A 12,235-nucleotide genomic window follows, 5' to 3' on the forward strand; every position below is an offset into this window, starting at 1 on the left:
TGCAGCGCACCGCGGCGTGCCCCGCCGCGGCCCGGGCATTCGTTCAGCGGACGGTGATGATGTCGCGGTGCATGGGCGCCAGGAGCGCCAGCAGCCGGCTCTGCTGCGCGAAGGGAATGCCCTCGGCGTCCATGGCATCCTGCAGCAATTCCACCAGCACGTTGAAATCGCTCCGGCGGATGCGCAGGTCGGCATGGGCGTCCTTCATGCTGACGCCTTCGTATTCGCAGGGCCCGCCGGTCACCACGCACAGTTGCGCGGCGATGCTGTCCTTGAGCGCGCGCGGGCGCACCCCCTTGAAGATCGGGCCGATCTGCGGATGCACGACGGCGGCATCGATGAGCCGGTCCACCACGCGGGCGATGCGCTCGCGCCCGCCCAGCGCTTCGTAGAGGCCGGGGGGTGCCGGCAGCACCGAGGTATCGACCGGCTGGCGCGGGACCGGCGGGGGAATGAGGAGGGCCTGGGTCGGCGGCGCGTCCTGCGCATGGGCAGGCACGATGGCGCCCGGCAGGCCGCCGCAGGCGAGAAAGGCCGCGCCCGCGGCCACGGCGTAACGGAGGAAGATCATGGAGTGGTTCCTGCCGCGCATGTCAGTAGGCCGCCTGCAGCGACAGGTAGGCGCCGCGCTGGCGCCGGTAGGCGGTCACGCCGGGCACGACGCGGCCCAGATCGACGTAGGCCAGCGTGATGGAAAGGTGCTTGCTGGGCGCCCAGACCACGAAGATGTCGCGCCAGTCGTCCTCGCGCAGCGCATCACCGAGCCCCGCGGCGCGGCCCAGCGCCCGCAGGTTGTCGGGCTTGAAGCGCCATTCCGCGCCCACCGCCAGGTCGCGGCGCAGCAGATACGCCACGGAGAACTCCGGCTGCAGCGAGCGCCCCGACCTGGCCGGTCCGCGGCCACCGAAGCCCAGCAGGCCGTTCTGGTTGGCGTTGGTGGAGCGCAGCGTGGCGTGCACCAGCAGATTGCGGTCGAGCAGCAGCTTGGTGGCGCTCACATAGACATCCGTGCCCTTGGTGTCCGCGCCGAGGAACTGGATCACGCTGCCGGCCGATGCCGGGTGCAGCCGCTTGTGCTCCATCCCCACCGAAATCTGCGGCATGGGCGAATCGGTGTCGAGGATGGCGTCGCCAACCAGCCGCACCTTGGCGCCGACGATGTCCATCTTGAGGTGCAAATCGGGCTCCACGCCGAACGGTGCCACGGCATTGAGCGCGGATGCGGGCGCCGCGCCGAAATCCTGGCGCGCCACGGACAGCTCCACCCGGTCGTACAGGCCGAGCGCGAGGCCCGAGCTGGTCAGGCCGTAGTCCCGCGTGCGCAGCCGCGTGGCGAAGGCGCTCACGCCGATCTCGCCCTCCGTCGCGTTGGTGCCGATCACGGCCCAGGGCGTGAGGCCCCCGCCCGCGGCACCGGAGATGGAACTCACGCCGCCGGTGAGCGGCAGCTTGCCTGTTTCCGCCCCGCCGGGGGCGGACAGCGCCATGCCGAGCATGGCCAGCACGGGCGCGCGGAATGCCCGCATCGCGAGCCTGCGACGAAACCTCATGGGACCCACCTCCTGGAGCGCAGTATGCCAGCGCCCCCGCTGGCGCGGTACCCCGGACCACCCCGCCCCATCACTACGGGGAATCCCGAAGCAGGGAATCCATCCGCACGGGCCGGACGTAAAGAAGGCGGCTTTCCGAAAACCAGAACTCCAGCCCGGGAAAGCCGGTCGGCCCGCAGGCTTTTGCAGTGCGCGCATCTCCGCAGCGCCCCTGCCCTTTCCCATCACCACCAAGGAGTGTTCCCATGCGAATCCATCTTCCCCTCGCGATCGTCGCCACCCTGGGCCTGGCGGCCTGCAGCCACATGGGCAGTGCCCCGATGGGCGCGTTCTCGCAGGCATCCCTGCCCGCGGCGGTGCAGGTGCCCGCCGGCCACAAGGTGGCCCTGGAAACCGTGGGCAAGGGAGAAATCACGTACGAATGCCGCGCCAAGAAGGACATGGCGGGCGACTTCGAATGGGTGTTCGTCGGCCCGGACGCGAAGCTCCATGACCGCAGGGGCGCGGTGGTGGGGCGCTATTGGGGCCCGCCCGCCACCTGGGAAAGCAGCGACGGCTCCAAGGTGACCGCCACGCAGGTGGCCGTGGCGCCCGCCGGCACGGGCAACATCCCGCTGCAGCTGGTCAAGGCGAACCCCGCCACGGGCATGGGGGCGATGCAGGGCGTGGCCTACATCCAGCGCGTGGCGACCCAGGGCGGCGTGGCGCCGGCCATGCCCTGCGCGGCGGGCAACGCCGGGCAGAAGCAGATCGTGAAGTACCAGGCCGACTACATCTTCTGGCGCGCCGCCTGAAGCGCATCGGCCGGTCCGGATGAGGAAAGGCCCCGGGCCTCGCGGCGCCGGGGCCTTTTGCCGCACGGCGGATCAGGCGCTCGCGTTCAGCCGGAACATGGCCACGGTATCGACCAGCTGCTGGGCCTGCGACTTCAGGCTGCTGGCCGCCGCGGCACTTTCCTCCACCAGCGCCGCGTTCTGCTGGGTGGCGTTGTCCATCTGGCTCACGGCCTCGCCCACCTGGGCCACGCCCTCGCTCTGCTCCACGGTCGCGGAGGTGATCTCGCCCACGATGCCGCTCACCTTGCGGATCGAATCCACGATCTCGGTCATGGTCGTGCCGGCCTGATCCACCAGTGCCGTGCCGCTCTGCACCTGGGCGACACTGGCCGTGATCAGTTCCTTGATCTCCTTGGCGGCGCTGGCGCTGCGCTGCGCGAGACTGCGCACCTCGCCCGCGACCACCGCGAAGCCGCGGCCCTGCTCACCCGCGCGGGCCGCCTCCACGGCCGCGTTCAGCGCCAGGATGTTGGTCTGGAACGCGATGCCGTCGATCACGCCGATGATGTCGCCGATGCGCGCCGAACTGGTATGGATGCCGCGCATCGTCTCCACCACCTGCTGCACCACGGTGCCGCCCTGCGCGGCCACGCCGGCCGCGCTGCGCGCGAGCTGGTCCGCCTGCCGCGCGTTGTCCGCGTTCTGCCGTACGGTGGAGCCCAGCTCCTCCATGGACGCAGCCGTCTGCTCCAGTGCGCTGGCCTGGCTTTCGGTGCGCTGGCTCAGGTCGGCGTTGCCCTGCGCGATCTGCACGCTGGCACTGGCCACGTTCTCGGCATTGAGCCGCACCGTGCCCACCACCGTCCCGAGCTTGCGGGTCATGGCGGCGAGCGCGTGCAGCAGCCGGGCCACCTCGTCGCGGCCCTGGGGCTCGACCTGCGCGGTCAGGTCGCCGTCCGCCACGGCCTCGGCGATCCGCACGGCCTCATCGATGGAACGCGTGGTGGCGCGCGTGACCATGGCCATGATCCACAGCGCCGCCGCCGCCAGCGCCGCCAGCACCGCCCCCAGCACCAGCATGCTCTGGCGCATCCGCGCGATCTGGCTGTCCAGCGATTGCTCCAGCACATCGAACGACACGCCCACCAGCTCGAACTGGGTGTCGATGATGCGGGTCATGCGCGCGACCCAGTCGGTGGACGGCATGCTCAACACGTCGGCCTTCACGATGTTGTCGTCGGCCAGCTTGAACCCTTCCTGGGCCGCGGCCAGCGCGGCGTCCCGGGCCTTCTCCACCGTGGCCGGCAGGCTGCCGCCGGCCGCCAGCTCGAGCGCCTTGCGGGCATCGCCGTAGTATTTGCGCACCCGGTCGGACAGCGCCTCGATGCGCGCCCGCTCCTCCGGAGCGACTTCGCCGCGCGCCAGCACCAGCGCGCCGCGCGCCCGCATCTGGCCCAGCGATTCCGTGAGCTGGGGCAACTGCCCCAGAACGGCCTTCTGCAGGTAATGCGTCCGGATGTCGGTATCGCGCGCCAGGCCGGAGCTGTTGGCCACGTCGTCGATGAGCCCGAGCATCCGCTCGATGAGCGCCGCGTGCATGCGGTTGCTGTCCGCGCCGCGCAAGGTCTTGCCCGCCACGCCGGAGGCCAGCGTGTTCCAGTCGCCCTGGATGCTGTCGAGCCGCTGGCCCAGGGCGCTGTCGCCCAGCCCCGCGAGGACCTGCTTCGCGCGGCCGATGGAGGCCTCGACCTCCGCCTGCTTGGCCTGGCGCGGTGCCGCGGCAGAGTCCGTCCCCCCGAGCAGGGATGCCGACAGTCCGCGATGTTGCTGGGTCAGCTGAAGCAGCTTGAGCAGTTCGCGCGCCGGAGCCAGCCCGTTGCGTTCCTGCAGCGCCGTCTGGATGTCGGCCAGCGTGGTGCGCATCAGCAACACGGTAGGCAGGAGGAACATCGCGAAAGCAATGCATCCGATCAGCACGAACTTGCGTGAAAACTTCAGGTTGCCGATCCAGTGGGTCATGGCTTGAAACTTTTGGTAATTGAATGCATTCTTGCCATAAACAGCAAAAATGGGAAAACGGGAGCTCATTCCCCAAAAACGGGAAAAACGCCCCGTCGAGGGGCGTTCTTGCACCAATTTTAAGCCTTCTCGGTAAAAATTGCTGTAGGTCAACCACTAACCCTGAAAAGCTGGTCTAAATGAAAATACATTTCGTTTCTTATTAATTATTTTTTGGCTCGCCCGCCATCTCTCTCTCTACGGCGTCCCCGATGGCACTTTCATGCAGGCAGGGTGGACGGCAACAGGATGGAACGGTCCACCTGGTGGATGTCGGTATGGCCGCAGAAGGCCATGGTGATGTCCAGCTCCTTCTGGATGATCTGCAGCGCCCGGGTCACGCCCGCTTCGCCGAAGGCGCCCAGCCCGTACAGGAAGCTGCGCCCGATCAGCGTGCCGCGCGCGCCCAGAGCCCAGGCCTTGAGCACGTCCTGCCCTCCGCGGATGCCACCGTCCATCCACACCTCGATGTCCTTGCCGACGGCCTCCACGATGGCCGGCAGCGCATGGATGGACGAAGGAGCGCCGTCGAGCTGCCGTCCGCCATGATTGCTGACCACGATGGCGTCCGCGCCTGTTTCCACCGCGAGCCGCGCGTCGTCCGCGTCCATGATGCCCTTGAGGATGAGCTTGCCTCCCCAGCGCTTCTTGATCCACTCGATGTCGCGCCAGTTGAGGCGAGGGTCGAACTGCTCCGCCGTCCACGATGCCAGCGATGAAAGATCGCCCACGCCCTCGGCATGGCCCACGATGTTGCCGAAGCTGCGCCGCTTCGTGCCCAGCATGCCGGCGCACCAGCGCGGCTTGGTGGCCAGGTCGAGCAGGTTGGCCAGCGTGGGCCGGGGCGGCGTGGACAGCCCGTTCTTGATGTCCTTGTGGCGCTGGCCGAGGATCTGCAGGTCCAGCGTGACCTGCAGCGCCGAGACGCCGGCAGCCTTGGCGCGGTCGATCAGGCGCTCGACGAAGTCGCGGTCGCGCATCACGTACACCTGGAACCAGAAGCCCGGCCCCGCATGCTGCGCCACATCCTCGATGGAGCAGATGCTCATGGTGGAGAGCGTGAACGGCACGCCGAAGGCCCGCGCGGCGCGCGCACCGAGGATCTCGCCGTCGGCGTGCTGCATGCCGGTGAGGCCCGTCGGCGCTATCGCCACCGGCATGGCCACGTCCTGCCCCACCATCCGCGTGCGCGTGGTGCGGTTTTCCATGTTCACCGCCACGCGCTGGCGCAGCTTGATCTTCTGGAAATCCTCGGAGTTGGCGCGATAGGTGCTCTCCGTGTAGGAACCGGAATCGGCATAGTCGTAGAACATGCGCGGAACGCGCCGGCGGGCGACGGTGCGCAGGTCTTCGATGCAGGTGATGCGGGACAGTGGACTCACGATGGGCGCTCCTGGTTATTGTTCTGCCATGCGGCCGGCTCCTGCCTGGGGAGCGTGCGCGGGCAGGGGCATCGTAGCGGCGGCGACTGCAGGAAGGGCTGAAGTTTTTTCCCTGCACGTGATGCTTTTGCACGCATCGCGCGGGGCCGACCGGAACTGCCGAGCCAGTTGCTAGCGCCGCGCCAGCGCCACACCCGCGATGGCCACGGCGAATCCCACCACCTGCAGGGCCGTGAGCGTCTCGCCGAAGATGGCCCACGCCTGCAGGGCCGAGAGCGGTGGCACCGCGAGCACCAGCGCCGCCGTGCGCGTGGCTTCGCCGTGGCGCATCAGCCAGATCAGCAGCGTGGCACCGCCGATCGAAAGCACCAGCACCGAATAGGCGAGATAGCCCCAGAGCAGCGGCGAACCGTCCCAGCGTGCCTCGCCCAGGCACAGCGCCATCAGCACCAGCACCGCGATGGAACCCAGGTTCTGCACCGCGCTGGCACTGCGCAGATCGCCGGCAGCCAGGGGCGACTTCTGCACCATGGAACCCACGGTGAGCGCGAGGATGCTGCCAGCCGCGGCCAGCAGCACAGGCAGCGAGAGCGCCGCCACCTCGGCGCTGGCCGACAGCCGCGGCCACAGCACCATGGCCACCCCGCCGAACCCCAGCGCCAGCCCCGCCCAGGTGGACGGCCCGAGCCGGCGGCGCAGCACGGCCACCGCGATGAGGGCCGTGAACAGCGGCTGCAGCGCCCCGATGAGCGCCATCACCCCGGCCGGCAACCCGCGCGACATGGCCCACCAGCTGGGCCCCACGTAGAGACCGTTCATGAGCGCCCCCGCGGCGAGATGCAGGGCGATGCGGCGCGGCCCGCGCGGCCATTCGACGCGCGCCCACCAGGCCGCGGCGCCGAACAGCACCGCCACGCCCACGAAACGCGCGGCCAGGAACCAGAACGGATCGGCATGCGCGGACACGCCCCCGCCCCACCAGGAAGCCCGTGGACCAGATCACGACGAAAAGCAGCGGAGCGATGGCATGCATGCCGGTTCCTTCCTCAAGGGGAGCAGTATCCCTGGAACCGGGGCCGCCCGGGCGCGGCAGCTCGCCACGCGCGGGCCACCGCCGCAAGAGTCGCTTCAGGGGCGGGGCCCTTTCACCACGCCCGCTCCCCGCACCTCGATGCGGATCTCGTCCACCACCTGCCCTCCCGCATCCACCAGCTCCACCCGGTGGCGTCCGGGCCAGGGCAGCCAGGCCCATTCCGCCCCCCGGCCCTGCACCCGGCCGTCGATGCGCCAACGCAGCGTCCCCGGCACGCCGCCGCCCGCGGCGGCGAACTGCAGGCGCTGATGGGCGGGAGGGATGTCGGGGTCCAGCGCCACGATGGTGCCCGTGGCGGGCGACACGATGCGCGGCTGCGGGGCCTGCAGGCCGTCCGGCGCACCGCCCTCGCCGGCTGCCGGCTCCGGCGCCGCGCGCCCCCGCCGGACGGTGCCGGGGCCCGCATCCACGGCGAAGAGCGACTGCTGCGTGCCGGCGAGGAACCATTCCTGGCGCGCGCTTTCCAGCAGGCGCGTGCCGCCCGGCTCGGGGCCGAAGCGCACGGCGGCGCGGACCAGCCCGGGCGGTGGCTCGGGCGGGCGGCTGCGCACGCCCCGGCCGTGCAGCCAGCCCATGATCTCGGCCCACACGGGCGCCGCGCCGCTGGTGCCGCTCACGTCGTGCATGGGCGCCCCGCCCGCATTGCCCACCCACACGCCCACGGTGTAGCGCTGCGACCAGCCCAGCGCCCAGTTGTCGCGCATGTCCTTGCTGGTGCCGGTCTTCACCGCGCTCCAGAACCGCGTGGCCAGCACGCTGTCGGTGCCGAACGTGCGCGCGCGTGCATTGCCGTCCGAAAGGATGTCGCCCACGATGAAGGCCGCGCGCGGATCGACCGCGGGGGGTGCCTCCGTCGCCGCGGCCGGGGCCGGCCTGGTGCCCGTGCGCCGCGTGCCCGCAGCGGCGGGACGTAACACGGCGGGACCGGGCCGGCCGCCGTTGGCGAGCGCGCGGTAGGCATTGGCCAGGTGGAGCAGAGGCACCTCGGCGCTGCCCAGCGCGAGGCTGTAGCCGTAGTAGTCGCCCGTCTCCCGCAGCGGCAGGCCCAGGGCCTGCAACTGGCGGAAGAAGGCGTCGGGAGTGACCATGGCGAGGGTGCGCACCGCCGGCACGTTGAGCGAGGCGGCCAGGGCGGTGCGCGCGGACACCCAGCCCTTGAACTGCCGGTCGTAGTTCTGCGGGATGTAGAGCCCCGAGGCGGTGGGTATGTACGCGGGCGAATCCTCGATCAGCGACGCGGCGGTGATGCGGCGCTGCGCGATCGCCTGGGCGTAGAGGAAGGGCTTGAGCGTGGAGCCCGGCTGGCGCGCGGCCAGCACCCCGTCCACCTCTCCCGCCTGGCTCAACAGGCCGGACGACCCCACCCACGCCAGCACTTCGCCGGTGGCGTTGTCGAGCACGACCACGGCGCCGTCCTCCACGTTGCGGCCGTGCAGCTCGCGCAGGTGCTGGTGCAGCGACTGAACGGCCATGCGCTGCAGCGGCGCGCTGAGGCTGGACACGACGGACGCCGGAGGCGGCCCTTCCATGCGCGCCAGCAGCTGGCGCGCGAAATGCGGAGCCACGCCCTCGCTGGCCGCGTAATCCCGGCGCTGCAGCGCGGCGGTGGTGAACAGGTCCAGCGCATCGCAGTCCATGGACGATGGCGCGGGACGGCCGCCGCCACCGCCGGCCTGCCCGGCCATGGAACGCAGCACGCCGCAGGCGCGCTGGGCCACGAGCGCGGGCCGGGCGTTCGGCGCCCGCACCAGCGCCGCGGCGACCGCGGCCTCGCGGTCGTCCAGCCCATGCGGCGCCTTGCCGAACAGCGTGCGGGACAGTGCGTCGATGCCCACCAGTTCGCCCCGGAAGGGCACGAGGTTGAGGTAGGCCTCCAGGATCTGGTCCTTGCGCCAGCGCCTCTCCAGCACCTGCGCGGCCACGGTCTGCCCGAGCTTCTGGGCCACCGACCGGCCGCCGGGCCCCTGACGCCAGTCGCCGTCCAGCAGGCCGGCGAGTTGCATGGTCAGGGTGGAAGCGCCTCGCGTGCGCTGGTTCCACAGATTGCCCCAGGCGGCGGCCGAGACGGCGCGCCAGTCCACGCCGCTGTGCTCGTAGAAGCGCCGGTCCTCGCTGAGCACCAGCGCCTCCCGCAGCGCGGGCGATATGTCGTCCAGCCCCGTCCACTGGCCGCGCCGCACGGTGGCATCGGTCCGCAGCCGCTGCACCACCTCGCCTTCGCGCGAGAGCACCAGGGTTTCGGACGAGCGGTAGTCCGCGCGCACCTCGGCATAGGCCGGCAGGGCGCGGGCCGGCAGCGGCGCCCAGAGCGCGAGGCACAGCGGCAGGACAGCCAGTGCTTCAATGCCGGAACGGCGCGCCCGGTGGCGCAGGAAAGCGAGGAAAGGCATGGGAAAGCCGCCGGGGAAGCACGACGGCGGCGCGAAAAGGGCTGGAAGGCCCCGATTCTGGCGCAGCGGCGGCCAGCCGCCGCTGGGGTGCGCTCAGAAAGACTCCCAATCGCCCTGCCCGCCCTGTGCCGCCATGGCGGGAACCGCCATGAAGCCGGCGCCCGCGGCAGCAGGCCGCAGGGACGGGGTGCGTGCAGGAGACGGCATCTTCGCCGGAGACTTCCTGCGGGCAGGCATGGATGGCCGCGGCGCCGCCACCGCGGGAGCCGGCGATGGGGCAGGCGCAACCGTCACCGCGGTGGGAGCCGTCACCTCGACGGGCTCGGCCCGCGGGGTGTCCGACGCCAGCCGGAACACGCTGACGGCCTGCACCAGGTCCTGCGCCTGGGAACGGAGGCTGGAGGCCGCCGCCGCCATCGCCTCCACCAGGGCGGCGTTCTGCTGCGTGGTCTGGTCCATCTGGGTGACGGCTTCGCCGACCTGCGCCACCCCGGCGCTCTGCTCGCTGCTCGCCGCGCTGATCTCGCCCATGATGTCGGTCACGCGGCGGATGCTGCCCACCACCTCCGTCATGGTGCTGCCGGCCCGGTCGGCCAGTTGCGCGCCGTCTTCCACCCGCTCGACGCTGGCCGTGATGAGTTCCTTGATTTCCTTCGCCGCGCCGGCGCTGCGCTGCGCGAGGCTGCGCACCTCGCCGGCCACCACGGCGAAGCCCCGGCCCTGCTCGCCGGCACGCGCGGCCTCCACGGCGGCATTCAGGGCCAGGATGTTGGTCTGGAAGGCGATGCCGTCGATGACATTGATGATGTCGGAGATGCGCCGCGAGCTTTCCGAAATGCCCTTCATGGTGTCCACCACCTGCGACACCACCGCCCCGCCCTGCTCCGCCACGCCGCTCGCGGCCTGGGCCAGCTGGTTGGCCTGGCGCGCGTTGTCCGCGTTCTGCGCCACCGTGGACCCCAGTTCCTCCATGGAGGCGGCGGTTTCCTCCAGCGCGCTGGCCTGGCTTTCCGTGCGGGACGACAGGTCGGAATTGCCCTGCGCGATCTGCATGCTGGCCGAGGCGACCGATTCGCTGCCCTGGCGCACCCGGGACACGACGGTGGCGAGCGCCGTATTCATGTCGCGCAGGCTCTCCAGCAGCAGGCCCACTTCGTCCCGCGCATGGACCTCGATGCGCTGGGTCAGGTCTCCCGCAGCGACGGCCCGGGCCACCTCCACCGCCCGGGCGATGGGACGGGTGATGGAACGGGTCACCCACAGGCTGAGCAGCAGGGCCACCACCACGGCCAGCGCGGTCCCGCCGACCTCCGCCGCCAGGGCCGTGGCACGGGCGTCTTCCGCATCGGCCAGACGCACGTCGAGCAGGTCGCGTTCGGCCTTGGAGAACTCGGTCTGCATGGTCCGGAAGTCGTCCATCGCGGCCTTGCCGCGTGCCTTGCCGAACTCGCTGACGAAGGCCTCCATCGTGACCTTGCCGGCGTCCACGTCGCGGCGCATGTCCTGCAGCGACTGCATCACCTCGGCGAAGTCCGCCTGGCGGGCGCGCAGCACGTCGAGCCGCTTTTGCTGCTCCGGGTTGTCCGCGGTCAGGGAGCGCAGCGATTGCCAGGCGGACTCGAAAGCTTCGCGTCCCTGGTTCCAGGGATCGAGAAAGGCCGCATCGCCGGACAGCAGGTAGCCGCGGGCGCCGGTTTCCATGTTGACCACGCCCAGCAGCATCCGCCGGGCCTCTTCCAGCACCCTGTAGGTGTGGATATTCATGCCGGAGGCCGCCTTGATGTGGTTCTGGCTCTGTATGGCCACGCCGATCACCACCAGGAAGATCGCGATGACGCCGCCGAATGCCAGGGCGAGCCGTCGGCCCAGGGGCCAATGGGAAATGTTCATGGAAGTACCGCTTTCATGCAGGAACGCCACACCATGGGGAAGGGGCCGACCCCGGCCCCGCCGCGCGACATCCGCGGCGACTGTTCCGTCATGGGAGCACGATTGCGATACTAAATTTACAAATTAACGCGGTTGTAGGCATCCTGCTTACACCACTGTCGAGTTCGATACTACAGCGGATGTACGCCGATGGCCTGCTCAGTTCCTGGTGGCCGCGTCCCAGTGTTCGGCAATCTGCCCGTCCTGAATGCGGAACATGTCGAACCAGGTGGTGGTGTAGGTCTGGCCCGGGTTCCGCGGATCGGGCAGCCGGCGGGCGAAGACCATGGTGACCATGTCGCCCTCCGCGAGGATGCGTACCAGCGGGGCCTTGACCCGCGGCTGGATGGGCGAGCGCGGCGTGACCTGCGCCAGGAACTGCTTGAAGGGCTCGCGACCGGTGGCCACCAGCGGGTTGTGCTGGATGTAGTCCTCCTTCATGTAGCGATCGGCAAGCTCCACCTGGCCGGACTCGAACACTTCCCTCCAGAAGTCGTACACCAGCCGCTTGTTGTGCGCGAGGATGGGGTTGTGGGACCACAGCAGTTTGTCGTGGTTCGGTTCTTCCGCCACGGGCACCTGGGCGTGGGCGGAAAGGCACGCGGCGGCCGCGAAGGCCAGCACGGCGCGGGAGAGCAGCAGTTTCACGGTCATCTCATCTCCTGTCGGGTCGGGACGGCCGGGTTATACGGAACATTCCTCGTGACGGAAGAATGCGGCTGCAACCCATGTCAGCAGGTGTGTCGGGTTGACGCAGCGCAAGGCGTATTCCGGCCAGGGGAGCAGACTGTCCCGGCAAGCTCGCCTGTCCACCATGGCCCGGAAATTCCCCGAACACCCCGCCCGCCCGGAGCGCATCTGCTGGGGCTGCGACCGTTACTGCCCGGCCGAGGCACTGGCGTGCGGCAATGGCTCCGAGCGCACGCCGCATCCCGTGGAGCTGTTCGGTGACGACTGGCTCGCCTGGTCGCCCGCGGGGGTTCCGCAGGCTGGCGATGCCACGCCGGGCCCGGGCCAGACACCAGGGCGATCGCCCGAAACCCACGAATAGCGGGGC

At 70.3% G+C, this 12,235-nt stretch carries 9 protein-coding genes and 1 pseudogene; 2 read left to right on the forward strand and 8 right to left on the reverse strand.

The window, feature by feature from the left end:
- Window positions 1-43 precede the first annotated feature (43 nt).
- Entirely contained in the window at window positions 44-571 is a 528-nt protein-coding gene (locus tag BLR99_RS14590; protein WP_011795089.1) for a group I truncated hemoglobin, read from the reverse strand.
- A gap of 22 nt (window positions 572-593) precedes the next feature.
- Window positions 594-1,550, reverse strand: a complete 957-nt coding sequence (locus BLR99_RS14595) for a DUF3034 family protein (RefSeq protein ID WP_074687325.1) — start codon at window positions 1,548-1,550, stop codon at window positions 594-596.
- Between the two features lie 245 nt (window positions 1,551-1,795).
- Between BLR99_RS14595 and BLR99_RS14600 the strand changes: the two genes are divergently transcribed.
- Complete coding sequence (locus BLR99_RS14600) at window positions 1,796-2,344, forward strand: DUF3455 domain-containing protein (RefSeq protein WP_011795087.1); 549 nt, start codon at window positions 1,796-1,798, stop codon at window positions 2,342-2,344.
- Window positions 2,345-2,416: 72 nt separating this feature from the next.
- Here the strand turns inward: BLR99_RS14600 and BLR99_RS14605 are convergent, their stop codons facing one another.
- The 6 genes and pseudogenes from BLR99_RS14605 to BLR99_RS14630 all read right to left on the reverse strand — a co-directional run bounded on the left by BLR99_RS14605 (window position 2,417) and on the right by BLR99_RS14630 (window position 11,832).
- Window positions 2,417-4,345: a methyl-accepting chemotaxis protein gene (locus BLR99_RS14605; protein ID WP_011795086.1), complete on the reverse strand. Its 1,929-nt coding sequence runs from the start codon at window positions 4,343-4,345 to the stop codon at window positions 2,417-2,419.
- Between the two features lie 260 nt (window positions 4,346-4,605).
- The gene (locus BLR99_RS14610) at window positions 4,606-5,766 is read right to left on the reverse strand and encodes an alpha-hydroxy acid oxidase (RefSeq protein WP_011795085.1); all 1,161 of its coding nucleotides are present in this window, start codon (window positions 5,764-5,766) and stop codon (window positions 4,606-4,608) included.
- A 171-nt stretch (window positions 5,767-5,937) separates the two neighbouring features.
- Window positions 5,938-6,799, reverse strand: a pseudogene (locus BLR99_RS14615) (DMT family transporter).
- 95 nt (window positions 6,800-6,894) lie between these two features.
- Window positions 6,895-9,249, reverse strand: a complete 2,355-nt coding sequence (gene pbpC, locus BLR99_RS14620; protein WP_048857356.1) for a penicillin-binding protein 1C — start codon at window positions 9,247-9,249, stop codon at window positions 6,895-6,897.
- 93 nt (window positions 9,250-9,342) lie between these two features.
- Complete coding sequence (locus BLR99_RS14625) at window positions 9,343-11,139, reverse strand: methyl-accepting chemotaxis protein (protein ID WP_048857357.1); 1,797 nt, start codon at window positions 11,137-11,139, stop codon at window positions 9,343-9,345.
- Between the two features lie 198 nt (window positions 11,140-11,337).
- Window positions 11,338-11,832, reverse strand: a complete 495-nt coding sequence (locus tag BLR99_RS14630; RefSeq protein ID WP_011795081.1) for a nuclear transport factor 2 family protein — start codon at window positions 11,830-11,832, stop codon at window positions 11,338-11,340.
- A 160-nt stretch (window positions 11,833-11,992) separates the two neighbouring features.
- Here BLR99_RS14630 and BLR99_RS14635 point away from each other — a divergent pair, with 160 nt between their 5' ends.
- Window positions 11,993-12,229 carry a DUF3079 domain-containing protein gene (locus BLR99_RS14635; protein WP_011795080.1) on the forward strand — a complete coding sequence of 79 codons (237 nt, stop codon included), beginning with the start codon at window positions 11,993-11,995 and terminating at the stop codon, window positions 12,227-12,229.
- Window positions 12,230-12,235: the final 6 nt, after the last annotated feature.

Source organism: Paracidovorax citrulli, from assembly GCF_900100305.1.
GTDB lineage: Bacteria > Pseudomonadota > Gammaproteobacteria > Burkholderiales > Burkholderiaceae_C > Paracidovorax > Paracidovorax citrulli.